Origin of the sequence: Clostridium sp. AM34-11AC (genome assembly GCF_003435375.1) — a bacterium.
Taxonomy (GTDB): Bacteria; Bacillota; Clostridia; order Lachnospirales; family Lachnospiraceae; genus Pilosibacter; species Pilosibacter fragilis.
In genome coordinates, this window is sequence record NZ_QWGL01000009.1 from 83,202 (window position 1) to 109,722 (window position 26,521).

Consider the following 26,521-nt stretch of genomic DNA (forward strand, 5'->3'; position numbering starts at 1 on the left):
TAGTTGAAAACATGTGAAAAGTTCTGAACCCACAAAAAATACGCCGAAAAAAGATATTCCGGCGTATAGAAATTAATATGTTTTAGCGCTCTGCTTCCAGCATCAGTCCGTCAATAAACTTTTTGATGCTGACCTTCCCTCCTGAGGAGCGCTTTCCTCTGAGATAGTCCATCTCCGCCTTCACATCCTCAAAGGAGAACAGGGTTCCGGAGTACAGGGTGTAGGTCTCGTTCATGAAATCCTCGATTCCCATATGGGCGATATTGGACATTCCGGCTGCGATGGTACGGCGGATCCGCTGCTCCATATTTTTCGGGGAATCACTGACCGCCTCGCACATCTGCGACACACTTAAATTGGATACAGGAATATGATTCTCGTGAAGATATTCGCAGATCTTTATGATATCCGGACATCCTTTTTCTCCGGACATGCCGACGCGGTTTAAGATGTATTTTAATTTCCTGCCGTAGTCATCTGATTCCGGCTTCGTTCCCTTTGGCATATGGTCGATCTCATTCATGAACATCCGGCGGATATTCGCCAGAGTGTGTTCATTTGTGATCTGCTGTTCCACATTTTTTAATACGGAACGGACCTCGATCAGGTTGATCGGCTTGCTGATAAAGAAGTCGATCCCGGCGCTGTAGGCCTTGCTGATCAGCTCCTTGGCGGACACCTGGGAGATCATAATACATTTGACCGTGGTGTTCACAGCCCGCAGCTCCTTTACAAATTCAACGCCGTCCTTTACCGGCATGAAAAAGTCGACGAGGACAACATCAGGCTTTGCCCGCAGCACGTCGGACAGGTTTGCCGGCTCTCCGCCGCAATCGCCGCAGATTTCTCCGAGTCCCTGTGTCTCGATGATGTCTTCTAAAATGTTGATGACGGACAGGTCGTCTTCTACTATATAGATTCTCATAATTCTTCCTCCACAAGGGAAGCCGCCGGAATCACAACGGTAAAGGCAGTTCCGCTGCCCTGCTCCGATCTCACTTCGATGGTTCCCTTAAACTGTTCCTCCACGGTCATTTTTACCCCATAAAGGCCGACACCGCGGAAGATATTTCCGGTCTTATGGTCAAATTTCGTTGAATATCCCATTTTAAAAATGTTCGGCAGATGGCGCGGTGAGATTCCCGGTCCGTCATCTGTGACACAGAAGATGTAGTTCCCGTTACGAAGGTGCTCTTCGATGCAGATCGTGCCGATCTTCCGGTCGGATTCGATGGCCTCAATGGCATTGTTGACAAGATTTTTTAACACGGCCATGAGTTCGTAGTGCTCCTCGGTCATAAAGTTGTCCGAGCATCGGAACTCCAGCTGGATATGGACATTTTTCGCCTCCAGCATATGGTAGGTGGTGTCTTCAAGGATCTTTAAGATATCCTGAAAGCTCATCCGTTTCTCATCGTATTCCTCGGAGATCTCCTCCTCAATTCCCTGAATGATCCGGATATAGTCTTTCTTGATCTCGTGGACATCCCGCGCGATGGAGAGTGACATGTGCTTCATATCATCCGGCACGTCCATCTCGTTTAACTTCTCGTAGAGCTTATAGGCGTTCGCCATGACGGATTCGATCTCCTCGGAATTCTTCCGCATGAAGTAGATCTCATTCTTTAAGCCTGTAGTCATTAAGAACAAGCGGCGGTAACGGTTCTCGTGCTCTTCGTTTTTTAAAAGAGTCCGGTAGTGACTTTCCGCCATTAAGATCAGGCTTGTGAGGAAAGTCCGGAACAGGGCGATCAGGAGAAGGTATCCGGCCTTTTCCGGTGTCATAGTGTGGAGTGAGCTCTCTGAGATACAGAGTTCCACCAGATTCGATCCAAAATCTGCAAAAAAGACCGCCGGAAATAACCGGCTGAAGGACACGGTATGTTTTCCGGGGATCATGGCGTTAAAGATGATCCCGTAGCAGAAATAGAAGACCGCGTTTGGAAATAAATTTTCCGCGGATGTTATGAGATCAGCACCACCGTTTACCGCTGCAATCAGTCGGAACAGAAAAACGATCACTGCAGTTACCGAACAGGTCATCGTCGTGGAAAGATTTTTTCCCAGCGTCATTAAGAGGACCGGGAGCACGATAACGGAAGAAGAGATACGGAAATTATATACAAAAAGATTCCAGTAGAGCTGGGATACGAGGGCGACGATCGCTCCGATCAGAACCATGCGTTTCAGATCCCTGACGCTCTTATTTTCATTTATCATTCGGCATCCCCCTCTGTGGCTGTTCGATAAAAATCAATAATATAATGATACGTTATTGTTAAAAAAAAGTCAACGGAGCGAGGGTTAAGATATTTTTGTAAGAAGGCTCAAAATTGTGAGAAAAATAGGGCGAAACTTTATTTTTTGTGTTGTAAGATTTTCGGTCTTCGATTATAATATAGTCATAGGGGACAGACACCGTAAGGGGTTTTCGGTGCTGTAAAAAACGAAAAAATGAGGAGGATACTGACATGAAACCATACCGCGAAATGTCAAAGGAAGAACTTGCATCTTTAAAGGAGCAGCTTGAGGCTGTGTACAAAGAGTATCAGGGAAAAAATTTAAGCCTGAATATGGCACGTGGCAAGCCATGTAAGGAGCAGCTCGACCTTTCCCTTCCGATGATGGATGTCTTAAACAGCTCCAGCGACTATATCTCCGCTGACGGCGATGTAAGAAACTATGGAATCCTGACCGGTATTCAGGAAGCAAAAGAGCTGATGGGAGCTATGATGGATGCTCCGGCTGAAAATATCGTTATGTACGGAAATGCCAGCCTGACATTGATGTTTGATACGGTAAGCCGTGCCTGGACACATGGTGTTTGCGGAAGCACTCCGTGGTGCAAACTCGACAAAGTAAAATTCCTCTGCCCGGTTCCGGGATATGACAGACACTTTGCGATCACCCAGTACTTCGGTATCGAAATGATCAATATTCCGATGACAGCTGATGGTCCGGATATGGATCTTGTTGAAAAATATGTAAATAACGATGAGACCGTAAAAGGCATCTGGTGCGTTCCGCTTTATTCGAACCCGTCCGGACAGTCTTATTCCGACGAAACAGTAAAGAGATTCGCAAACTTAAAGCCGGCAGCAAAAGACTTCAGAATCATCTGGGATAACGCTTACTGCGTACATCATTTACACCCGGATCATCCGGATCATATCCTTGATATCCTCTCCGAGTGTGCAAAAGCCGGAAATCCGGATATGGTATATAAGATCGGTTCCACAGCGAAGATCACATTCCCGGGCTCCGCTATCTCCGCAATCGCTACATCCAAGGCGAATATCGAAGATATGAAGAAACAGATGAACGTACAGTTTATCAGCCATGATAAGATCAACCAGCTCCGTCATGTGCGCTTCTTCAAGAACCTTGATGGAATCAAGGCTCAGATGGCAAAACATGCCGCGATCCTCTGCCCGAAATTCGAGGCGGTTGACGAGATCTTAAATAAGGAGCTCGCCGGACTTGAGATCGGTAAGTGGACAAAACCGAACGGAGGATATTTCGTTTCTTTCGATTCTCTTGATGGATGCGCGAAGGCGATCGTTGCAAAGTGTAAGGATGCCGGTGTTGTTATGACAGGCGCAGGTGCAACCTACCCATACGGCAAGGATCCGCATGACTCCAATATCCGTATTGCTCCGTCCTTCCCGACACTGGAAGATCTGAAGCTTGCAGCTGAGATTTTCTGTGTATGCGTAAAACTTGTAAGTATCGACAAGCTTCTTGCTGAATAAAGTGGGAAAAACGGCAGACAGGCTGCCGGAGAAATAAAAACTGAAATGATCGTAAAAAAAGAGGGACTGACAGCCGAATTACCGGCTGTCAGTCCTTTACTTTTTTGCGTTGGTATACTAAAATGAAAAAGACTATCGAGAAAGATAGAGGGATGGAATTATTTATGGAAGAAAAAGATATAAATCAGAAAAAGAAACCGGATGATCCGGCGGAGCAGGAGACAGGAAAGAGAAAGTCCGGTCTGGCCCGCGAGGGGATCGCTTACCTGATCTTCGGTGTCCTGACAACAGTGATCGACTATGCGATCTCAAATCTTCTATATTATATATGGAAGATGGATCCGGTTCCTGCTCAGACCATTGCGTGGGTGGCTGCGGTGCTGTTCGCTTTTGTGACGAATAAGTGGTGGGTGTTTGAGAGCCATACGCTGAATCCGGGGAAGGTATGGAGAGAATTTGTTTCATTTGTTCTCTGCCGGGTAGCGACCTTCCTGTTTAATCTCGCGGCACTGTTTGTTATGGTGGATCTCATGAAGATGGAGTTCTTTCTCTGCAAGCTTCTGATCTCAGTCGTGGTCGTGATACTGAATTATGTGTTTAGCAAGATCCTGATTTTTACGAATGACAAAAAGAAATGACCGGATCAGATCTTGGAGTGCGAAATACCTTTTGCGTAGACGGAGGAGTTTTACGGTATGACAGAAATAAAAGAAATTGATGATGCAGTCCGGGAAGAAATACCAGAAAGAATCCCGGAAGCGCGTAAGAAGAAACGACGAACGGTGCCGGTGTTAAAGTCGAGAGACGGTCTTATGATCGCGTTTTTTGTCCCGGTACTCGTTATGATCTGCATATTTGCCCAGAGAGGGATCTTCCCGTTCGGCGAGAGGTGCTTTCTGAGGACGGACATGTATCATCAGTACGCCCCGTTCTTCTCAGAATTCCAGCATAAGCTGCGGACAGGCGGAAGTCTTCTGTACAGCTGGGATGTGGGAATGGGTGTTAATTTTGCGGCGCTTTACGCATATTATCTCGCAAGCCCTTTAAACTGGCTGATCCTGCTCTGCCCGAAAAAATTCATCATCGAATTCATGACGATCATGATCGTCATAAAGATCGGACTTTCGGGACTCAGCTTTGCCTGGTATTTAAAGCAGCACAGTAAAAACTGTATTCTGGGTGTCGGATTTTTCGGGATTTTTTATGCGTTGTCCGGATATATGGCGGCGTACAGCTGGAACATCATGTGGCTGGACTGCATTCTCCTCTTCCCGCTGATCGTTTACGGACTGGAGCGTCTTGTGAGGGAGCAGAAGGGAATGCTTTACTGCGTGACCCTTGGGCTTTCCATCCTGTCCAACTACTATATCTCCATCATGACCTGCCTGTTTCTGGTGCTTTATTTCATCGCGCTTCTTATTTTAGAAGAGCCGGGTCCGGTGAGAAAATACGTGGAGAGCTGCGTGAGATTTGGAATCTACTCCCTGCTTTCCGGCGGACTCGCGGCGGGAGTTCTGCTGCCGGAGATCTGTGCGCTCCAGAGCACGGCATCCGGCAACTTTGATTTCCCAAAGGCGTGGACTTCCTATTTCCCGATCTTCGACATGATCGCCCGCCATATCGGAAATGTGGAGACGGAGATCGGTCTGGACCATTGGCCGAATATTTACTGCGGCGTCGCGGTATTTCTCTTCTTTTTGCTGTATCTGGCATGTAAGAAGATCTCCGTGAAGGAAAAGGCTGTGTACTGCGGACTGCTGCTGCTCTTTTTTGCAAGCTTTTCCATGAATGTGCTGAATTTTATCTGGCATGGATTCCACTATCCGAACAGCCTTCCATGCCGACAGTCCTTCATCTATATCTTCCTGATGCTGTTTATCTGCTTCCGGGCTTATGCGCATCTGGATGAGACACCGAAAAAGTATGTTGCTGTCGCGTTCTGGGGAAGCATCTGTTTTGTACTTCTGGCAGAAAAGCTGGTGACACAGGAACATTTCCACTTTATTGTCTACTATGTGTCTATCATCTTCCTTGCGGCTTACGCGGGACTGATCTACATTTATAAAGGAGGAAGGCGGGCCTTAGCCGGCTTTCTGGCACTGGCGCTGGTCTCCATGGAGGCAGCCATCAATACAACCGTGACGAGTGTCACGACCACGAGCCGTGAATCCTACACTGCGGATAACGAAGAGGCCCGGATCTTGAAGGATTCTCTGGAACCGGCATCGGATTTCTACCGGGTGGAGAAAAAGACGAGGAAGACGAAAAACGACGGCGCATGGATGAATTTCCCGTCGGTATCCCTGTTCTCCTCAACGGCAAACGCGGATCTTTCGAAGATCTTTAAGAAGCTTGGATGCGAGTCCTCCACGAACGCCTACAGCATCACGGGCAGCACACCGCTTGTGGACAGCATCTTTTCCGTAAAATATGCGCTCTATTCCGATGCAGTGTCCAACACGGAGCTTATGATGTATTTGAGGGAGAGCGGCGGGACATATCTCTATGAGAACCTGTATACACTGCCGCTAGGCTTTGTTCTTCCTTCGGATATTGAGGAGAACTGGCAGTATGAGATGGATAATCCCGCGGAAGTACAGAATGATCTGTGTCTGGTCACAGGGGCAGACGAAGTTCTTGTAGATACAGGCGGAACAGTGAATAAAAATACGTTCACCTTCACACCGGATATGACCGGGGAATACTATGTGTTCGTTCTGAATAAGAAGGTGAAGAACGTGAAAGCGGATCTGCCGTCGGGTTCAAAGTCATTTGGCAATGTAGACCGCGGATATCTTCTGGAACTCGGAACCCTGTCTCCGGGATATGAAGTGAAGCTCACGGCAGATGAGGCGGGGGAGCAGTTGAATGCCATTGCCTATCGGTTCTCCGAGGATGCCATGATTCAGGTCTATGACCGTCTGAACCGGATGCCGATGCATCTGACGAGCTGGAAGGATACGAAGCTTTCCGGAACTGTAACTGCTGACCGGGCTGGAATGCTCTTCACATCGATCCCCTTCGATAAGGGCTGGACTGTGAAGGTAGACGGGCAGAAGGTGGAGACGAGGAAAGCGTTCGGCGCATTCCTCGCCATCGATGTGGGCGCAGGGGACCATGTGATCGATTTTTCTTATTTCCCGGAGGGATTAAAGCCCGGCGTCCTGATCACAGGCGGATCGATCGTGATCCTGATCTTTTTATGGTTTTTGCGCAGAGAGATGGAGAGGCGGAGAGATAGAGCGCGGATGCTCAGGATCCGGAGAATGCAACGGGAAGCAGAAGAAGAAGAAGAAGAACATGCGGATGAAGATGAATTTGAAGAAATTCCGGAGCTCGATGAAGAAACGGAAGAGAGCTCAGATGAAATGGAGGAACCGGATTCCGAAATTCCCGACATGCCGGAACCGGAGAAACATATAAATCATGAAAAACAGACAACGGAGGAACAGACATGAAACTTTGGGGCGGAAGATTTACGAAGGAAGAGAACCAGTTAGTGCACAATTTTAATGAATCCATCTCCTTCGATCAGAAATTTTACAGACAGGATATCGCAGGCAGCATCGCCCATGTGACGATGCTCGCGAAACAGGGGATCCTCACAGAGGAAGACCGTGACGCGATCATTGCCGGCTTAAAGAGTATTCGTGAAGATATCGACAACGGAACCTTAAAAATCACAACGGAATCCGAGGATATCCATTCCTTCGTTGAGGCGAACCTGATCGAACGGATCGGAGATGCCGGAAAGAGACTCCACACCGGGCGAAGCAGAAATGATCAGGTCGCTCTCGATATGAAGCTCTACACAAGAGACGAGATCGATGAGACAGATGCCCTGTTAAAGGGACTTCTGGAAGTTCTCTTAAAGCTTATGGAGGACAATCTCCACACCTACATGCCGGGATTTACCCACCTTCAGAAAGCACAGCCGGTAACTCTGGCTCACCATGTAGGCGCTTACTACGAGATGTTCCGCCGTGACAGGGGACGTCTTGCAGATATCAGAAAGCGTATGAATTACTGCCCGTTAGGATCCGGTGCCCTTGCAGGAACCACGTACCCGTTAGACCGCGAGTACACAGCAGAGCTTTTAGACTTTGACGGACCGACCTTAAACAGCATGGATTCCGTATCCGACCGGGATTACCTCATTGAGCTTCTGGCAGCGCTCTCCACGATCGCCATGCATTTAAGCCGTTTCTCCGAGGAGATCATCATCTGGAACAGTAACGAGTACCGTTTTGTTGAGATGGATGATTCTTACAGCACCGGAAGCAGCATTATGCCGCAGAAAAAGAATCCGGATATCGCGGAGCTGATCCGTGGAAAGGCCGGCCGTGTCTATGGTGCCCTGATGTCCATGCTGACAGTCATGAAGGGAATCCCGCTGGCATACGATAAGGACCTTCAGGAAGACAAAGAGCTGACCTTTGATGCCATCGACACCGTAAAAGGCTGCCTCTTACTCTTCACAGGTATGGTATCTACGATGACATTCCGCAAAGATGTGATGGAAGCCAGCGCAAAGAACGGCTTTACGAATGCCACAGATGCTGCGGACTACCTTGTAAACCACGGCGTTCCGTTCCGTGATGCCCACGGGATCATCGGACAGCTGGTGCTTCTCTGCATCAACGAGAACAAGGCATTGGATGACCTGACTCTGGAGCAGTTCAAGTCCATCAGCCCGGTATTCGAGGAAGATATTTACGATGCGATCTCCATGAAGACATGCGTGGAGAAACGCGTGACCATCGGCGCTCCGGGTGCGGAGGCGATGAAGAAAGTCATTGAGGTTTATAAGAAAGAACTGAACGCTTAAAGTTGACATTGCAGAAAAAGGCTTTCGGACCACTGAAAAATGTTTACATTTTCTCAGTGGTTTGAGAGCCTTTTTCTGCAATGTCAACAAATCAGAATAACGAACACAGCCGCCAAGGACGATACCCCAAATATCGTTCCAAGGCGGCTGTGCGTTTTAAATATCGCGTTATAATATAATGAGAAGAAAGTTTCGGGAAGAGTTGGTGCGGCTCTTCCTTCCATTAGAGTATTATAACATGGTTTGTCAGGAAAGTAAAATGGTTATGAGTAAATAAAAAGTGACAAATTATAATATTAAATATTAATAAAACTTAATATTTTGGAACGTCCAGGCATATAGGGCGCAAAATACCGTTTGTGCCCAAAATCGTAAGATGGTTTGATAGAATTGTAAAAGCGTCCCTGTTTTGATATAATAAATATAAATATTAACATTTTGGAACGAAACAGCATGAAATGAAGATGCTCACGCAAAAAAGATATCGAACATGTTGGTGTTGCGGCACAGAAAGGAGAATCGAACATGACGTTTCTTGAAATTGAAGCGTTTTTGAAGATCGCCCAGTGCGGAAGCTTTTCTGCGGCGGCAGAAAAATTATATATCACACAGCCGGCTCTCGGCCGTCGGATCCGCGCACTGGAGGAAGAACTGGGCTATTCCCTGTTTATCCGGAATAAAGGAGTCCGTCATGTGGAGCTGACAAGACAGGGGAGAGCCTTTGTTGGAATTGCACACCGCTGGCAGGCACTTTGGAATGAGACTCAGGAGGAAGCATTGCTGAGCAATGAGAAGAGTTTTTATGTGGCCAGTGTCGGAAGCCTCCTTGCATTCATGCTGCCAACGGTGTTTCAGGAATTTATAAGGAATACGCCGGAATGCAGCCTCCATGTGACGACACTTCATTCGAGTGAAGCTTACAGCTATGTAAACAACAAGACGGTGGACATCGCCTTTATCACGGATCCGATGTATTCGTCACAGGTAAAGACGGAGGTATTATTTAAGGAAAAACTGTGCCTGATAGTGGGAAAAGATCTGAATCTTCCCCACAACATCAAAGTCTCAGAGCTGGATCCGCGCCGGGAAATCCGGACACAGTGGGATCAGAATTTTGACACCTGGCATAACTATTATTTCAACAGCGCGGCAGTTCCACAGGTTTATCTGGATGAGATGGGATTTTTACAGTATTTCACCCAGAACGGTGATAACTGGGCGTTTCTTCCGATCTCTGTCGCAAAAAGCATCTTAAAGACGACGCCGGTATCGATCCATGAACTCGATGTGGAGCCGCCAAGCAGAACGCTCTACTATCTGTACCGGACGGAGGACCAGTCCCCATATCAGAAGCCTCTTCTGGAAATATGCAGACGGAAGCTTGCAAATGAAAAGGGGATCACATTGATGGATCCGATCCTGAATGCATGATCATATTATACAACAACAGGGGCTGCCATTGACAGCCCCTGTTGTGCATTTTATTTATGATCAGCGCTTGTTGCTTGCTCTCCAGATATGCATCTTCTCAGCCTCTGCGATCAGCTGGTCGCGGAACTGCGGGTGCGCTACGGAGATGATCGCTTCGGTCTTCTGCCATGTGGAGAGACCTTTTAAGTTTACTTTACCGTACTCAGTAACGAGATAGTGGATATTCGCACGGGTATCGGTTACGATGGAGCCAGGAGCCAGAGTCGGAACGATTCTGGACTCTAAGGTGCCGTCCTTCTTCTTGAAAGTGGAGGAGCAGCAGATGAAGCTCTTTCCGCCCCTGGAAAGGTAAGCGCCCAGAACGAAGTCGAGCTGTCCGCCGGCTCCGCTGATGTGCTTGATTCCTGCGGACTCTGCGTTTACCTGACCGAAGAGGTCAAGGTCAACAGCGTTATTGATGGACATGAAGTTGTCAAGAGCAGAGATCGTGCGGACATCGTTCGTGTAGTCTACCGGTGCGGACATACACTCCGGGTTCTTATTTAAATAGTCATATAATTTCTTTGTACCTGCGCCGAATGCGTATACCTGACGGCCTTTGTCGATATTCTTTCTTGCGCCAGTGATCTTTCCGGCGTTTGCGATATCCACGAATGCGTCAACATACATCTCAGTATGAACGCCGAGATCCTTTAAGTCAGATTTCGCGATCAGAGCGCCGACCGCGTTCGGCATTCCACCGATACCAAGCTGTAAGCATGCGCCGTCCGGGATCTCCTCAAGGATCAGCTTTGCGACAGCCTCATCGACATCGCTTGCAGCAGCAGCGCCGCCCATCTCAGCGATCGCCGGGTTGTCACCTTCCACGATCATGTCAACGTGAGAGATATGAACGCCCTCTTCAGTGCCGCCGAAGCATACCGGCATATTCTCGTTCACTTCCACGATAACGACCTTGGAAGTCTCGCAGACAGCCGCCATATGGGAAGCGTTCGGTCCGAAATTGAAGAAACCGTGCTCGTCCATCGGGGAAACCTGGAATACAGCTACGTCCGGCTTAGTCTGGGATTCTCTGTAATATCTTGGAAGCTCAGAGTAACGGATCGGAGCATAGTAGCTGAAGCCCTGCGCGATCGCTTTTCTCTCGATACCGCCCATATGCCAGGAGTTCCAGGTCATATGTTCTGCCGGATTCTCAATCTTGAAGATCTCCGGCACCCACATTAAGATACCGCCGCGGAAGTTTACGTCTGTTAATTCCGGAAGTCTTTTCGCAATCGCCTTGTCGACAGCAACCGGTGTCGCTGTTGTCCAGCCATAATCGACCCAGTCACCGGACTTGATTACAGAAGCTGCCTTCTCTGCGGAAACCAGCTTTTCCTGATACATCTGTTTGAAATCCATTTTCAATACCCTCTCTTTGTAACCATAAAAATATAGTAGCAATATATCGCGCGAGTTTTCTGTTTTCGTTGACACGAAAGCAGGAAGCACAGGGCGCTCGCCCTATGCCGGCACATATGGAAAGGCTTATGCAAACGGATCCGCAGCACTTGTTTCCATATAGACCGCCGCACGGACAGACTATGAGATTATTTTAACATTTTCCGGGTGTAAGGTCAATAATTCCGGGAAAAAGCTTCGTAAATGTTCGCAAAACATGACGAAGCGCCAAAACACCGCATCAAAGCAAAAAAGTAACTTTTGTACGAAAGGATAAGGAAACTTTCTAATTTGTTTAGAAAAATTATATAAAAAGCTTTTGAGAATTATTTGACACAAAAACGGTTTGGTGATATTATTAGTTATACATAATATACTGCCTTGCTTGTGAAAAATTATATGGTGTAGAGCATGGCAGCGGTATAATGAGGAGGAAAAGAAAATGGCAAAGAAAATTGTACTGGCAGGTGCATGCCGTACCGCAATCGGAACAATGGGTGGCGAATTAAGTACAATCCCGGCTCCGGAACTTGGCGCAATCGTAATTAAAGAGGCTTTAAAGAGAGCTGGTGTAGCTCCGGAAGCTGTTGATCAGGTTTACATGGGTTGTGTAATCCAGGCTGGTCAGGGACAGAACGTAGCTCGTCAGGCTACATTAAAAGCTGGTCTCCCGATCGAAGTTCCGGCAGTTACGATCAACGTAGTTTGCGGTTCCGGTCTTGAGGCTGTTAACATGGCAGCTGAGATGATCCTTTCCGGTGACGCTGATATCGTTGTTGCAGGTGGTATGGAGAACATGTCCATGGCTCCGTATGCTATGATGAAAGGCCGTTACGGATACCGTATGGGCAATGCTACCTTAGTTGATACAATGGTTAACGATGCTCTCTGGGATGCATTCAACAACTACCACATGGGTATCACAGCTGAGAACATCTGCGATCAGTGGGGTCTTACAAGAGAAGAACTGGACAAGTTCGCTGCAGTAAGCCAGCAGAAGGCAGAGGCTGCTCAGAAGTCCGGCGCATTCAAGGACGAGATCGTTCCGGTAGAAGTTAAGAAGAAAAAAGAGACAGTTATCGTAGATACAGATGAAGGCCCGCGTCACGGAACAACGGTTGAGACACTCGGCAAGTTAAAACCGGCATTCAAGAAAGACGGCGGCTTAGTTACAGCTGGTAACTCTTCAGGAATCAACGACGGTGCAGCAGCAGTTGTTGTTATGAGCGAAGAGAAAGCTAAAGAGCTCGGTGTTAAGCCGATGGCTACATGGGTTGCCGGTGCTCTCGGCGGCGTAGATCCGAAGATCATGGGTATCGGACCGGTTGCAGCTACAAGAAAAGTTCTCAAGAGAACAGGCATGGAGATCAAAGACTTCGATATCATCGAGGCTAACGAGGCATTCGCTGCACAGTCTGTAGCAGTAGGCAAAGAGCTTGGCTTTGACCTTAACAAGTTAAACCCGAACGGCGGCGCGATCGCTCTCGGACACCCGGTAGGAGCTTCCGGATGCCGTATTCTCGTTACACTTCTTCATGAGATGGAGAAGGCAGATGCTAAGAAGGGTCTTGCAACTCTTTGCATCGGCGGCGGAATGGGCTGTGCTACAATCGTAGAGAGAGACTAATCTGATCTGGGGCATAGACAAAATCTGAGGAGAACAACGATATGGGTTTTGTAAAATATGAGCAGGACGGTTTTGTTGGTGTTATCACCATCAACCGTCCGGAGGCTTTAAATGCGTTAAATACAGAGGTTATTCAGGACCTTGATGCTGTTCTTGACAGCATTGATCTTGGTACAACAAGAGTGCTGGTTGTGACCGGCGCAGGTGAGAAATCCTTTGTTGCCGGTGCGGACATTGCTGCAATGAGCACGATGACTGTACAGGAAGCACGTGAATTCAGTAAAGCTGGAAACGATGTTTTCCGTAAGCTGGAGACACTTCCGATCCCGTCGATCGCTGCTGTCAACGGCTTTGCACTTGGCGGTGGAAATGAGCTTGCAATGAGCTGCGATATCCGTTACTGCTCCGAAAACGCTATATTCGGACAGCCGGAGGTTGGTCTTGGTATTACTCCGGGATTCGGCGGAACCCAGCGTCTCGCAAGACTGATCGGAACCGGAAAGGCAAAGGAAATGGTATATGCCGCTGTCAATATCAAAGCTGACGAGGCATACCGGATCGGCCTTGTAAACGGTGTATGTGCGAAGGAAGAGCTTATTCCGACAGTTATGAAGCTGGCAAAGAAGATCGCCTCCAACGCACCGATCGCTGTCAGAAATTCCAAGGAGTCCCTGACAGATGGTTACCTTTCCGACCTTGACCACGCAATCTCTATCGAAGAGAAATATTTCTCCGAGTGCTTTGAGACTGAGGATCAGAAGGAAGGAATGAAGGCGTTCCTCGAGAAGAGAAAAGTGGACGGCTTCAAAAATCGATAAGATTACATAACATTGTTGCATATATAAGGAGATAAAATCATGAAAGTTGGTATTATCGGCGCAGGAACCATGGGTTCCGGTATTGCACAGGCATTCGCACAGACTGAAGGCTATGAGGTAATGCTCTGCGACATCAATGAAACATTTGCAGCGAACGGAAAGAAGAAGATTGCCGCTGGATTCGAGAAGAGAATCGCAAAAGGCAAAATGACTCAGGAAGAGGCTGACAAGATCCTTAACAAGATCACAACTGGTGTGAAAGATATCTGCGGCGATTGTGACCTCGTTGTAGAGGCTGCGATCGAGAACATGGAGATCAAAAAGCAGACATTTAAAGAGCTCGACGCGATCTGCAAACCGAGCTGCATCTTTGCAACAAACACTTCCTCTCTTTCCATTACAGAGATCGGCAGCGCTGTTGAGAGACATGTAATCGGTATGCATTTCTTCAACCCGGCACCGGTTATGAAGCTGGTTGAGGTTATCGCTGGCTTAAACACAAAGCCGGAAGATGTTGAAGCTGTTAAGAAGATCTCTGAAGAGATCGGCAAGACTCCGGTACAGGTAGAAGAGGCTGCAGGTTTCGTTGTAAACAGAATCCTTATTCCGATGGTCAACGAAGCAGTCGGCATTTATGCTGAGGGCGTTGCTTCCGTAGAGGGTATCGATACTGCCATGAAGCTTGGCGCTAACCATCCGATGGGACCGTTAGCTCTCGGTGATCTGATTGGTCTTGATGTTGTTCTTGCAATCATGAATGTTCTTGAGACAGAGACAGGCGATCCGAAGTATCGTCCGCATCCGCTTCTTAAGAAGATGGTTCGCGGCGGCCTTCTTGGAAGAAAGACCGGCAAGGGTTTCTACGATTACACAAAATAATCCGGAGATAGTTACCGGTATGGGAAATGCCTGACGGGGATCTGATCCCGTCAGGCAGATAACCCGATAGCGTTTACTTTTTCCACTAAATATCAGCGAAAGCAGGTTTATGAGGTAAAGAAAACGCTAAATTTATTTTTTAACTAAGATTGTGTTTTTTTTCACAATCGGAATTCTGGGCATATATGTTGGGTTATATGCCGGGAATTTTGAATCCGCAAAATGCGGGACAGGATAAACGCGGGCGGAAACCACGTTTGTCCAATGGATAGGTACATCGGAGAAATGAAGCATCCACATTTCCCTATGTTATACATGATACAATTCACAAGGAGGAACTAAAAACATGGATTTTACATTAGGTAAAGAGCATGAGATGGCGAGAACACTGTTCCACGATTTCGCCGAGAAGGAAGTCAAACCCCTTGCTCAGGAGGTTGACGAGGAAGAGAGATTCCCGGTTGAAACCGTAGAGAAGATGGCTAAAAACGGTTTCCTCGGTATTCCGGTACCGAAGGAGTATGGTGGACAGGGCTGTGATCCGCTTACATACGCTATGTGCGTTGAGGAGCTTTCCAAAGTTTGCGGTACTACAGGCGTTATCGTTTCCGCACATACATCCCTTTGCATGGATCCGATCATGACATTCGGAACAGAAGAGCAGAAGCAGAAATTCCTTGTTCCGCTTGCAAAAGGCGAGAAGTTAGGCGCATTCGGTTTAACTGAGCCGGGCGCTGGTACAGACGCTCAGGGTCAGCAGACAAAGGCAGTTTTAGACGGCGACGAGTGGGTATTAAACGGTTCCAAGTGCTTCATCACGAACGGTAAGTATGCTGATACATACATCGTTATCGCTGTTACAGGCACAGTTGAGAAACGTGGCAAAATGCAGAAAGAGATCTCCGCATTTATCGTAGAGAAAGGTACACCGGGCTTCACTTTTGGTACAAAAGAGAAGAAGATGGGTATCCGCGGATCTGCAACATATGAACTTATTTTCACAGACTGCCGCATCCCGAAGGACAACCTCTTAGGTAAGAAGGGTGAGGGCTTCAAGATCGCTATGCATACTCTTGACGGCGGACGTATCGGTATCGCTGCTCAGGCTCTTGGTCTTGCAGAGGGCGCCCTTGACAGAACAGTTGCTTACGTAAAAGAGAGAAAGCAGTTCGGCCGCACAATCGGTCAGTTCCAGAACACACAGTTCCAGCTTGCTGATATGGCAACAAAGGTAAAAGCTGCTCAGATGATGGTTTACCGTGCAGCAATGGCTAAGGCTACTCAGAAGTCCTACGGCGTAGAGGCAGCAATGGCTAAACTGTATGCAGCAGAGGTTGCTATGGAAGTAACAACAAAGGCTGTTCAGCTCCATGGTGGTTATGGTTACATCAGAGAGTACGACGTAGAGCGTATGATGCGTGATGCTAAGATCACCGAGATCTACGAAGGAACAAGTGAAGTTCAGAGAATGGTTATCTCCGGCGCACTGTTAAAATAATAATTTAACAGCTGGAAGATCATAACTATAAATGAAAATAAGGAGTGAAATACAGTGAAAATCGTTGTTTGTGTAAAACAGGTGCCGGATACTAAGGGCGGCGTAAAGTTCAAACCGGATGGAACACTTGACAGAGCAGCTATGCTCACAATCATGAACCCGGATGATAAAGCTGGTCTGGAGGCAGCTCTTCGCTTAAAAGATCAGTATGGTGCAGAAGTTACAGTAGTTACAATGGGTCTTCCGAAGGCTGAGGAAGTTCTTCGTGAGGCTATGGCTATGGGCGCTGATAACGGTATCCTTGTTACAGACCGTGTTCTCGGCGGTGCTGATACATGGGCTACATCCCAGACAATCGCTGGTGCTTTAAGAAACCTTGACTATGACCTCATCATCACAGGCCGTCAGGCTATCGATGGTGATACAGCTCAGGTAGGTCCGCAGATCTCCGAGCACCTTGGTCTTCCGGTAATCAGCTATGCTGAGGGCATCGAGATCGATGGCGATTCCGTAATCGTTAAGCGTCAGTTCGATGATAGATACATGATGTTAAAGGCTAAAATGCCGTGCTTAATTACAGCACTTTCTGAATTAAATGAGCCGCGTTACATGACTCCGGGCGGAATCTTCGATGCATACAAGAAAGAGATCACCGTTTGGGGCAGAAAAGATCTGAAAGATGTCCTTGATTCCAACCTTGGTCTTAAGGGATCCCCGACTCAGATCGCTAAGGCTTCCGACAAAGTAAGAAAGGGTGCAGGCGTTAAGGAGACAAACCTTGATCCGTCCGCAGCTGCAAATTACATTGTTGAGAAACTTACTGAGAAACATGTACTTTAATTCAAAAAAAGAAAAGTGTGGTGAAAAGTGATGAATTTAGCAGAATATAAGGGTGTATATGTCTTTGCACAGCAGGTAGACAATCAGATCAGCAGCATCGCTCTGGAGCTGATCGGTAAAGGTAAAGACCTGGCAAAAGATTTAGGAACAACTGTAACAGCAGTTTTAGTTGGTTCCAACGTAAAAGGTCTTGCAGACGAACTCGGTGAGTACGGTGCAGACAAAGTTATCGTTGTTGACGATCCGGAATTAAAGGATTACAGAACTGAGCCGTATACTCATGCGATCACATCTGTTATCAACGAGTTCAAGCCGGACATCTTCTTAATCGGTGCTACAGCAATCGGTCGTGACCTTGGCCCGCGTGTTTGCGCACGTATCCATACAGGTCTTACAGCTGACTGTACACAGCTTGATATCGGAGATTTCCCGCTTGTTGCTATGCCGGGTAAAGAGCAGAAACATGGTCAGCTCCTTATGACCCGTCCGGCATTCGGCGGCAACACGATCGCTACAATCGCTTGCCCGGAATTCCGTCCGCAGATGGCTACAGTACGTCCAGGCGTTATGCAGAAGCTTGACCGTGAGGCTGGCAGAAGAGCAGAAGTTATCGAGTTCAACCCGGGATTCACTCCGGACAACAAGTACGTTGAGATTCTTGAGATCGTTAAGGCAGTATCTGACGTAGCTGATATCATGGATGCAAAGATCCTTGTTTCCGGTGGTCGTGGAGTTGGAAGCGCAGAGAACTTCAAGCTTCTTGATGACCTTGCTGAGGCTATTGGCGGTACCGTAAGCTGCTCTCGTGCAGTTGTAGATTCCGGCTGGAAGCCGAAAGATCTTCAGGTTGGACAGACTGGTAAGACTGTTCGTCCGCACGTATACTTCGCAATCGGTATCTCCGGTGCGATCCAGCACGTAGCTGGTATGGAAGAGTCTGACATCATCATTGCGATCAACAAAGATGAGTCTGCTCCGATCTTCGATGTAGCTGACTACGGTATCGTAGGCGACTTAAACAAGATCGTTCCGATGCTGACAGAGAAGATCAAAGAAGCGAAAGCTGCAGCAGCTAACTAATTTGCGTGAATTGTAAATGTATATAAAGTAAGCAGAGTGATTCTGCCGGTAGTGTCACAACAGGTGATGATCCCCGTCCGGGTTTCCGGGCGGGGATTTTTGCGTCTATATAGTCGGAAGAAAGTGCCGGCGTCTGTTTTACAGGTGTTCTTTTTGCATTGGAAAACCATCACAAGATATCTTTACGCCTTCATGTCCTTTTTTCTTACGGGCAAAGTAAAGTACCTTTTCCTCATCTGGAGATACTGATGTCTGGAGGTTATATCAGCCAGAAGATCGAAGATGAGGTGCTGTGTTTTGGAATCGCTTTTTATAAGAGGCGCTGTATAGTAAAGAAAAATAGAGTCCTGGAAGTTCCCCGGTTGTTGGCTGTAATAAAGACCGACGATTGGGGGACTTTTTTGAAATCTTATTTTGTGGCGGATGAGAAGGTGGATAAGAAGAAAGTCGCGAAGAACGTGCTGACACATCCATGTCTGGTTGCAATTTATCTGGGCTTGATCTGCATGGTGACGCAGGTGAAGCTTCCAGCCGTCATCACGGCGACAGTGAAGTATCTTGGGGATTGCAACAGCGCCCTCACGATGCTGATCGTGGGAACGATTTTGGCGGATGTAAAAATTACAACGATCTTTAATAAAGATACAGCCATGTTTTCTGTATTCCGTCTGATCATTCTCCCGGCAGCAGCACTGGTCGTTGGACTTGGACTTGATGCCATATCACTGGGAATCAGCGTTCTGATGACCGGCATGCCTGCCGGAGCTACGGCGGCGATCTTTGCGGCAAGATATGACAGTGACGCCCTGTTTGCAACGAGATGTGTGGTTATGACGACGCTAATGTCCATGCTGACCCTGCCAGTCTGGTGTTATCTGGCAGGGTGAGAGGGCCCGGGCAGGTCGATCGTTTTCAGTTAGGAGAAGAGATAGAAATTTTTGTTCATTTGAAAAATGGCACACCGCATGCGATAGAGAACGGAAAGCTAGGTGGTTGTGCCGGTTCTGGTGAGTGCAGCGTTCGCGGCATCCATAAAGTTCCGGATCGCCTTCCACTGGTAAGGTTGTTCCAGAGAACCGAAGCGGATCTTATATTTTGCGGATCGTCCGAGATGGATGATCCGCATTTTTTTGCGCTGCTCAGGGGAGAGGGAGCTCATGGCAAGGTTCAGCGGGGAGATGCAGGCGCCTTTTCCGGCGGCGCAGAGTTCCAGAAGCATTCCCATATTGTCGGACTGGGTCTTTACGATTGGTTTGAAATTGCCCATGGTGATGAAGTGTCTTCCGAGCTGACCGGCGATGTCTGTGGCGTAGTTTAGAAGGAATGGGCAGTGTTCGAAGATCGAGAAGTCTTCCGGGCTTCTTAACATTAACGGTTCTGGCTGTGAATCTGTCAGTGCAGGGAGATCCTGGACAGAAAAGGAGACAGTGCCAGCGGTGCCATGAGTGAAATCAGAGCCGGAGCAGCAGATAGTTTTTGGAAGATGTAAAAATAGGGCATCTGCTGGGGCGGCATCGGAAATGACCTCATGAAACAGAGAATCAGCAAGCAGAAGGACGACCTCCTCCTCATAGAAATCGCTCAGAGTGATCCCTGGCAGAAAATCCGGGAACTTCGCGATGGCGAGATCGATCTTATGTTCCATCAGGTCTTTTTGTAGTCCAGAGTTCGCATTTTCGATGACCTGGATCTCCATATGCGGGTAGCGGCGTTGGTATTCCGTGATGATCGCAGGCATGATGGCGTGGCAGCGGGTAAAGGAGATGCCGATCCGCAGGATGCCCTGCTCATTTTTAGTCAGGTCGGCAAATTCGTGCTGCATTGCCCGGTATTTTTTCTGGAAGTCTGCGGCGTACTGCCAAAAGATCTCTCCGGCATAGGTGAGCTCCAGGGGAACATGGCGGACGAAGAGCTTGCAGTCCAGCTCCTGTTCCAGATTGGCGATGTGGGTGCTCAGGGTCTGCTGGGTGATGTGGAGAGCATCGGCGGCTTTTGTGAAGCTGCGCTTCTCGGCGGTCATGAGAAAGTAGTCCATGGAAAGAAAGTTCATATAAAACCTCCTGAATATAAAAAAGAAAGTTTAACCGAATCAAGTAAGTCCCCTGCTTCAATTGCGAAAAGCAATAAGCAGTGGGTGGGGACTTGCTTGTATCAGGAGGAGTGCAAGCTCCTTCTGATAAACTGCGGAGCAGTTATTCGGTTATGAGCAAGTAGCGAAGCGGATTGCGAATATCCGCTTGACTTGTAAGTGTCGTGCAGAGTCTCGGATCAGCTGTGCTGATCATAAAGGATACGGGACAGCCAGAATGAACTGGGAAAATCGTGTAAAAGAATGAAATCTGTAACTTATATACAGTTTTTTAGCTGTATTATATATCGGAAAATACAGTTAGACAAGCGGAAAATCCAGGCGTATACTAGAATCATAAAGGTGGATCAGGATATCTGAACAGGGAACAGCTGGCTGAGGGAATGGTTCACGAAAGAAAACAGGGAAGAGGTAAACATTATGAAGGTACAAACCAGTGAGACGGCTGTTCTGGTCGTGTTCGCGGTGACGCTGATCGGGTGCATCCTTGCGGGAATCCCGATCCTGGCAGCGTTGGCACTTGGATATCTGATCTTTTTCGCGTACACTTTGAACCGCGGTTATACGGTCAGAGATATTTTCGGGATGTCCTGGAAGGGAATCAAGACGGCGAAAAATATTTTAATTACGTTTTTACTCATCGGGATGCTGACGGCGCTCTGGCGGGCGGCAGGAACGATCCCGGCGATTGTCTCCTACTGTGCAGGGCTTATGAATCCGTCGGTAATGATTTTGATGGCATTTCTTTTAAACTGTCTGGTGTCCGTCCTTACAGGAACAGCATTCGGAACGGCGGCGACCATGGGCGTGATCTGCATGACCATGGCGAAGGCGATGGGGTGCAATGAGATCCTGACGGGAGGCGCGATTCTCTCCGGCGTGTTCTTCGGGGACCGGTGTTCGCCGGTATCCACCAGCGCGCTGCTGGTCTCGGAGCTGACCCACACAAATATTTTTGACAATATCCGTCTGATGGTGAGGACGGCCATCGTGCCGCTAATTTTGACCTGTGCCTTTTACGGTGTCTGCGGAATCGCATTTCCGGCGGCGGAAGCCGGAAATTTGTCGCTGACGGAGAGCTTTTCTGGCGTATTCCATCTGGGACTGATCCCAATTCTTCCGGCGGTGGTGATCATGGTATTGTCACTTTTCCGGGTACAGGTGCGGATGGCGATGCTGGCAAGTATCATGACGGCACTCGGCGTGTGCCTTTTCTGGCAGCACACGGACCTGTTCCTGATCGTTGGAATTCTGGTCAACGGTTATCAATCTCCGGATCCATCAATCTCGTCCATGATCGACGGCGGCGGAATCATGTCCATGGTGCGGGTGGCACTGATCATCACGATTTCGTCCTCCTATTCGGGTATCTTTGAGGGAACCGGACTTTTAAATGGTTTAAAATCGAAGATGGGCTTGGTGAGCAGAAAAATCACCGTATTTGGTACGATCCTTATGACGTCCATGGTGGCGGGGATGGTGGCCTGCAACCAGACACTGGCAACGATGCTGGTGGACCAGGTCTGCAAGGATCTGGAGCCGGATCAGCAGAGATTTGCGATAGATATGGAAAACTCGGTAATCGTTACGGCTCCGCTCATTCCGTGGTCCATCGCGGGTGCGGTTCCGCTGGCGTCTGTGTCGGCGCCGCTTGTGTCGATAGGGGCGGCGGTGTTCTTGTATCTGCTTCCAATCTGGCATCTTATTGTGAGAGCCAGAAAGGCTGTTTGATAAATTTTAACTTTTCCAGTTTTGGATGAAAAGGGCAGGGCTGGACAACAGAAATAAATAGGATAGAAAATGTGGATGATCGTCAGGGGAGATAGATTATGAAAACAGCAGAAAAATTAACAGATGAAGCAAATAAGAAAATATGTTCAGGGGAGATACTGCAGAATCTGAAACCAGCGGCAGGGAAAGAATTTTCTGACCTGCCGTGGGAAGAGAGCGAGGATATGAAAGAGATCTGCGTTAACTTCCGTATCATTGAAAGGCAGCGGGACCTGTACCGGGAGCGCTGCACCAGACTTCAGAAAGAAAATGAGAATCTTAAGCGATTGCTTGATAAGATCCAGATCGTTGTGTGTCAATAGTCTAACTGCTGACTACCTTCAGCCTTTTAGCCGCGGCACCGCCGGTCCTTTTTTGGGACCTGGCGGTGCCGCATTTCACACCCGTGTGTATATTATTTAGCCTTTGTCACGGAAAGAATGGTTCCATCAAAAGCGTCTACTTCATTGACCGTTCCGGTGTAAGTTACAGTAACTTTATCGCCGTCCTTGACTTCGGAGAGACCTTCCGGTTTTTTATCGGCTTCGAAGGTGAACGCGTAATCCTTTCCATCAGCACTTACCGTGAACATGAAATCTTTTATGTCACTGATGGTACCAGTTATTGTAGACTCTTTTGATTCGTCGCTTTTTTCACTGCTGTTTTCGGAAGCTTTGGAATCAGCCTCTTTCTTGCCTTCTGCTTTTTCAGCGGCAGTTGTCTCCTTTTCAGCAGCAGTTGTATTCTCCTTCACAGCAGCCGCTGTTGTCTCAGCCGTTGTAGAAGCAGCGGTCGTTGCAGCAGTTGTGCTCTGGGAAGAGCATGCGGTTGCCAGTGCGATGATACCTGCGATGCAAGTGGTAAGAAGTAATTTCTTTTTCATAATAATTTAAGTCTTCCTTTCTAATATCGAAAATATAAGAGAAAAAATGAAAGATCCAGGTGCTTCAAAGGATCTCTCTCTTTCTTTATGATCCATATTAAATCAAAAAAGTGTGACCAAATTGTCAAAAAAAAATGAAGGAATACGGTCAGATATAAGAGGTTTTGTGAAGAGAATGAAAGAAAAATGACAGAAATGTAAAGAATCTGAACAGCTGAAGAAAAGATCCCGGCGGGAACATGTCCTGCCGGGATCAAGCCTAAGTTTTTTATGAAAGAGAGTTATTATTTCTGGTTCTTCTCGACCTCTGCCTTCTTCATTGCGCGAACCTTTGTGGAAAGACCATAGAGGTTGATGAAGCCGGTAGCGTCGTGGTGATCGTAGAGATCGCCTGTTGTGAAGGAAGCGATGCTCTCGTTGTATAAGGAATACGGGGAAGTTGTGCCCTGCTTGATGATGTTGCCTTTGTAGAGCTTCATCTTGCACTCACCGGTCACATATTCCTGAGTGGACTCAACGAATGCCTGTAATGCCTCCCGTAACGGGCTGAACCACTTTGCGGAGTAAACGACATCAGCGTACTCGTTGTCGATGTTCTTCTTATATTTTAATGTCTCTTTGTCTAAGATCAGTTCCTCTAACTGCTTGTGAGCTTCGAGAAGGATGGTTCCGCCAGGAGTCTCATAAACACCACGGGACTTCATGCCGACCATACGGTTCTCAACGATATCGGTGATGCCGATTCCGTTCTTGCCGCCGAGTTCATTTAATTTTGTGAGGATCTCGGAGAATTTCATCTTCTCGCCATTTAATGCAACCGGGAATCCCTTCTCGAAGGAGATGGAGATCTCAGTCTCTTCATCCGGTGCTTTCTCCGGTGTTACGCCGAGTACGAGCATATGATCGTAGTTCGGAGCCTGTGCCGGATCTTCCAGCTCAAGACCTTCATGGCTGATGTGCCAGATGTTGCGGTCACGGCTGTAGCTGTCGTTCTTCTTGAACGGAAGATCGATGTTGTGTTTTGCGCAGTACTCTAATTCTTCCTCACGGGACTGGATATTCCAGGTTCTCCACGGAGCGATGATCTTCATATCCGGGGCAAGGGCCTTGATGCCAAGCTCGAAACGAACCTGATCGTTTCCTTTACCGGTAGCACCGTGGCAGATCGCAACAGCGCCTTCCTTCTTCGCGATATCAACAAGAATCTTCGCGATCAGCGGGCGGGCCATTGCGGTACCGAGAAGGTATTTGTTCTCGTAGGTAGCGTTTGCTTTTACGCACGGAGCGATGTATTCGTCGCAGAATTCATCGACAACATGCTCGATATATAATTTGGAAGCTCCGCAGTATTTTGCTCTCTCTTCCAGACCATCTAACTCATTTCCCTGTCCTACGTCGATGCAGACGCAGACTACATCGTAATCATAATTTTCTTTTAACCACGGAATCAGAACTGTTGTGTCGAGTCCGCCGGAATATGCTAAAATAACTTTCTCTTTCATAATGATGTCCTCCAATCTATATCAGAAGTTTAATTTCTCTGTGCGTCATAAATATACATCGTAAGATGCATAATGTCAAGCATAAAGTGTATTTTTATAAAAAACAATGCATAATATGCAATACAAATGCTGTCGGAGGCATACGTTTGAAGCACGAGCAGGCAGTCATTTTTCAAGAAAATAGGCGAATAACGAATGTTTTGAGGATTGCTGAGCATGTACTTCTTTACATGTATAAATTAGGAATCACAGGGAAATGGTCTGAGCGGTCTGTGTAAAGAAAGGGTCTGGAGGCAAAAAGTATTGGGAGGGGGATCGGAATGAAAAAGAGAGCAGCTGCCGGATCTGCAATCCTATAAAAATAGTAGGAAATATACAGCCAGGATTGACAAGAGTCGTGAAATCATGGATAATAGTTTTCAAGACTGCAAATCGACTGCAGGAAGAGAAGGATTCACAGGTATGGATCAGCAGCCAATGGCAGGTACTTCCGGATGCGGGGATTCAATCGATATGCAGAGAGTAAATTTGGAAGGAAATATGTTCATGGAACAGTGGAACGAATATCTGGAAGTGTTGGCGTCCAAGGCACCGACTCCGGGAGGAGGAAGCGCGGCAGCGGTTTACGGCGCGATCGGAACAGCTCTCGGCGAGATGGAGGGGAACCTGACTGCGGGTAAGAAAAAGTTTGCGATATATGAGGAAGATGTCCAGAGGATCCTTGTGAGACTGGGAGAGGCGAGAATGGATTTTATCCGGCTGGAAAAAGCGGATGAGCAGGCATTCCGGCCACTGTCGGAGGTCTACCGCATGAAGGCGGAGACAGAGGAAGAGAAGAGGATAAAAGACGAACGGATGGAAGAATGCCTGAAGGCTGCCGCGAAGGTTCCGGTGGAAGTCATGGAGCGGGCGGTCAGCGTGTTGGATGATATGGAGTTTCTGGCGCTCCACGGAAGCCGTCTTGCAGTGAGCGACGCTGGTGTCGGAATTCAGGGAATCCGGGCCGCGCTTCTCGGCGCTGTCATGAGCGTGTATATCAATACGAAGATGATGAAGGACCGGGAGTATGCCGAAACAGTGAATAGTCAGGCAGAACTTCTTATAAAAAAGGGAACGGAACAGGCAGACCGGATCTATGAGATTGCGTTAAAGGCGGTAAGAGGATGATCACATTAAAGGGTGCAGAGGTTTCTGCAAAAATCAAGGAACAGGTTCTCGCAATGAACGGGAAATTAGGCGGATATGTGCCGACAGCGGCCATCGTCCGGATCGGCGAGCGGCCGGATGATCTCTCCTACGAGAGAAATGTCATGAAACGTATTGCGGCATATGGAATGGAGACAATGTCATATGTGTATCCGGCGGATATCACAGAGGAGGAGTTCTTTGCGGAGTTCCAGAAGATCAATGATGACGAGGCCATCGACGGAATTCTGTTATTTCGCCCGCTGCCGAAGTATATCAATGAAAAACGTGCGGAGCAGATGATCCGGCCGGAGAAGGACCTCGACGGAATCTGTGCAGTGAATACGGCGAAGGTGTTTGCAGGAGAGAAGGACGGTTTTGCTCCGTGTACGGCTGAGGCGGTCATTGAGGTGTTAAAGGCATTTGATATTCCAATGGAAGGAAAGCGCGCGGTGATCGTCGGACGCAGCATGGTCGTTGGACGTCCGCTGTCCATGTTGATGTTGAAGGAAAACGCGACGGTGACTGTGTGCCATACAAAGACGAAGGACTTAAAGGCAGTCTGCCGGGAAGCGGACATTCTCGTCGCGGCGGCAGGTAAGGCGAAGATGTTAGACGCGTCCTTCTTAAAGGAAGGAGCTGTGCTGATCGACGTTGGAATCAACGTGGATGAGAACGGAAAGCTCTGCGGCGACGTCCTCTGGGAAGGTCTGGAAGAAAAAGCCTCCGCGGCGACCCCGGTCCCGGGCGGCGTCGGAGCTGTGACGACGGCTGTACTGGCGAAGCATCTGGCGATGGCGGCGGAGAGAAAGGTGAATCGGTAAATTTTCTGAATTTTTCGGGAAAGAGCATAAATAAACCTAGATTATTCACGGATCAGCCGTGAAAGTGGCTGA

The 26,521-nt window shown here is 48.0% G+C and carries 22 protein-coding genes; 16 read left to right on the forward strand and 6 right to left on the reverse strand.

What is annotated here, in order from left to right; translation table 11 throughout:
* Positions 1–82: 82 nt before the first annotated feature.
* Both DW826_RS07840 and DW826_RS07845 read right to left on the reverse strand, forming a co-directional pair.
* Positions 83–925, reverse strand: a complete 843-nt coding sequence (locus DW826_RS07840) for a response regulator (RefSeq protein ID WP_117470180.1) — start codon at positions 923–925, stop codon at positions 83–85.
* Entirely contained in the window at positions 922–2,220 is a 1,299-nt protein-coding gene (locus DW826_RS07845) for an ATP-binding protein (RefSeq protein ID WP_015553792.1), read from the reverse strand. Before DW826_RS07845 ends, DW826_RS07840 begins: the two co-directional genes overlap by 4 nt.
* 251 nt (positions 2,221–2,471) lie before the next feature.
* Between DW826_RS07845 and DW826_RS07850 the strand changes: the two genes are divergently transcribed.
* The 5 genes from DW826_RS07850 to DW826_RS07870 all read left to right on the forward strand — a co-directional run bounded on the left by DW826_RS07850 (position 2,472) and on the right by DW826_RS07870 (position 10,011).
* Positions 2,472–3,752 carry an aminotransferase class I/II-fold pyridoxal phosphate-dependent enzyme gene (locus tag DW826_RS07850; protein WP_015553791.1) on the forward strand — a complete coding sequence of 427 codons (1,281 nt, stop codon included), beginning with the start codon at positions 2,472–2,474 and terminating at the stop codon, positions 3,750–3,752.
* Between the two features lie 164 nt (positions 3,753–3,916).
* Positions 3,917–4,390: a GtrA family protein gene (locus DW826_RS07855; protein ID WP_158553000.1), complete on the forward strand. Its 474-nt coding sequence runs from the start codon at positions 3,917–3,919 to the stop codon at positions 4,388–4,390.
* Positions 4,391–4,447: 57 nt separating this feature from the next.
* On the forward strand, positions 4,448–7,210 hold the full coding sequence (locus DW826_RS07860; protein WP_117552460.1) for a YfhO family protein: 2,763 nt from the start codon (positions 4,448–4,450) through the stop codon (positions 7,208–7,210).
* On the forward strand, positions 7,207–8,580 hold the full coding sequence (argH, locus tag DW826_RS07865) for an argininosuccinate lyase (protein WP_117552461.1): 1,374 nt from the start codon (positions 7,207–7,209) through the stop codon (positions 8,578–8,580). Before DW826_RS07860 ends, argH begins: the two co-directional genes overlap by 4 nt.
* 525 nt (positions 8,581–9,105) lie before the next feature.
* A complete protein-coding gene (locus tag DW826_RS07870) occupies positions 9,106–10,011 on the forward strand; it encodes a LysR family transcriptional regulator (protein WP_117470184.1) in 906 nt (301 codons plus the stop codon).
* A gap of 60 nt (positions 10,012–10,071) precedes the next feature.
* On the opposite strand, the gene DW826_RS07875 is transcribed toward DW826_RS07870, so the two are convergent.
* The gene (locus DW826_RS07875; RefSeq protein ID WP_117470185.1) at positions 10,072–11,415 is read right to left on the reverse strand and encodes a butyryl-CoA:acetate CoA-transferase; all 1,344 of its coding nucleotides are present in this window, start codon (positions 11,413–11,415) and stop codon (positions 10,072–10,074) included.
* 481 nt (positions 11,416–11,896) lie between these two features.
* Between DW826_RS07875 and DW826_RS07880 the strand changes: the two genes are divergently transcribed.
* The 7 genes from DW826_RS07880 (at position 11,897) to DW826_RS07910 (ending at position 19,083) form a co-directional block, all read left to right on the forward strand.
* Complete coding sequence (locus DW826_RS07880; RefSeq protein ID WP_117470186.1) at positions 11,897–13,081, forward strand: acetyl-CoA C-acetyltransferase; 1,185 nt, start codon at positions 11,897–11,899, stop codon at positions 13,079–13,081.
* Positions 13,082–13,122: 41 nt separating this feature from the next.
* Positions 13,123–13,899: an enoyl-CoA hydratase-related protein gene (locus DW826_RS07885; protein ID WP_117470187.1), complete on the forward strand. Its 777-nt coding sequence runs from the start codon at positions 13,123–13,125 to the stop codon at positions 13,897–13,899.
* A gap of 39 nt (positions 13,900–13,938) precedes the next feature.
* Positions 13,939–14,778 (forward strand): 3-hydroxyacyl-CoA dehydrogenase NAD-binding domain-containing protein, encoded by an 840-nt coding sequence (locus tag DW826_RS07890; protein WP_021905470.1) that lies wholly within the window; start codon positions 13,939–13,941, stop codon positions 14,776–14,778.
* 346 nt (positions 14,779–15,124) lie between these two features.
* Positions 15,125–16,276: an acyl-CoA dehydrogenase gene (locus DW826_RS07895; RefSeq protein WP_117470188.1), complete on the forward strand. Its 1,152-nt coding sequence runs from the start codon at positions 15,125–15,127 to the stop codon at positions 16,274–16,276.
* Between the two features lie 54 nt (positions 16,277–16,330).
* Positions 16,331–17,116, forward strand: a complete 786-nt coding sequence (locus DW826_RS07900) for an electron transfer flavoprotein subunit beta/FixA family protein (RefSeq protein WP_117470189.1) — start codon at positions 16,331–16,333, stop codon at positions 17,114–17,116.
* A 30-nt stretch (positions 17,117–17,146) separates the two neighbouring features.
* The gene (locus tag DW826_RS07905; RefSeq protein WP_117503195.1) at positions 17,147–18,196 is read left to right on the forward strand and encodes an electron transfer flavoprotein subunit alpha/FixB family protein; all 1,050 of its coding nucleotides are present in this window, start codon (positions 17,147–17,149) and stop codon (positions 18,194–18,196) included.
* A gap of 248 nt (positions 18,197–18,444) precedes the next feature.
* Positions 18,445–19,083, forward strand: a complete 639-nt coding sequence (locus DW826_RS07910; RefSeq protein ID WP_117552462.1) for an AEC family transporter — start codon at positions 18,445–18,447, stop codon at positions 19,081–19,083.
* Between the two features lie 98 nt (positions 19,084–19,181).
* On the opposite strand, the gene DW826_RS07915 is transcribed toward DW826_RS07910, so the two are convergent.
* Positions 19,182–20,246, reverse strand: coding sequence for a LysR family transcriptional regulator (locus DW826_RS07915; protein ID WP_117552463.1), 1,065 nt, complete (start codon positions 20,244–20,246; stop codon positions 19,182–19,184).
* Between the two features lie 459 nt (positions 20,247–20,705).
* On the opposite strand from DW826_RS07915, the gene DW826_RS07920 reads away from it, so the two are divergent.
* Both DW826_RS07920 and DW826_RS07925 read left to right on the forward strand, forming a co-directional pair.
* Positions 20,706–22,016 carry a Na+/H+ antiporter NhaC family protein gene (locus DW826_RS07920; protein ID WP_117552464.1) on the forward strand — a complete coding sequence of 437 codons (1,311 nt, stop codon included), beginning with the start codon at positions 20,706–20,708 and terminating at the stop codon, positions 22,014–22,016.
* 98 nt (positions 22,017–22,114) lie between these two features.
* The gene (locus tag DW826_RS07925; protein WP_117552465.1) at positions 22,115–22,378 is read left to right on the forward strand and encodes a hypothetical protein; all 264 of its coding nucleotides are present in this window, start codon (positions 22,115–22,117) and stop codon (positions 22,376–22,378) included.
* Between the two features lie 92 nt (positions 22,379–22,470).
* Here the strand turns inward: DW826_RS07925 and DW826_RS07930 are convergent, their stop codons facing one another.
* Positions 22,471–22,938 carry a hypothetical protein gene (locus DW826_RS07930; protein ID WP_117552466.1) on the reverse strand — a complete coding sequence of 156 codons (468 nt, stop codon included), beginning with the start codon at positions 22,936–22,938 and terminating at the stop codon, positions 22,471–22,473.
* Between the two features lie 284 nt (positions 22,939–23,222).
* Complete coding sequence (locus DW826_RS07935; RefSeq protein WP_021905463.1) at positions 23,223–24,440, reverse strand: argininosuccinate synthase; 1,218 nt, start codon at positions 24,438–24,440, stop codon at positions 23,223–23,225.
* Between the two features lie 462 nt (positions 24,441–24,902).
* Here DW826_RS07935 and DW826_RS07940 point away from each other — a divergent pair, with 462 nt between their 5' ends.
* Positions 24,903–25,607 carry a cyclodeaminase/cyclohydrolase family protein gene (locus DW826_RS07940; RefSeq protein ID WP_117552467.1) on the forward strand — a complete coding sequence of 235 codons (705 nt, stop codon included), beginning with the start codon at positions 24,903–24,905 and terminating at the stop codon, positions 25,605–25,607.
* The gene (locus tag DW826_RS07945) at positions 25,604–26,449 is read left to right on the forward strand and encodes a bifunctional 5,10-methylenetetrahydrofolate dehydrogenase/5,10-methenyltetrahydrofolate cyclohydrolase (protein ID WP_015553771.1); all 846 of its coding nucleotides are present in this window, start codon (positions 25,604–25,606) and stop codon (positions 26,447–26,449) included. Before DW826_RS07940 ends, DW826_RS07945 begins: the two co-directional genes overlap by 4 nt.
* Positions 26,450–26,521: the final 72 nt, after the last annotated feature.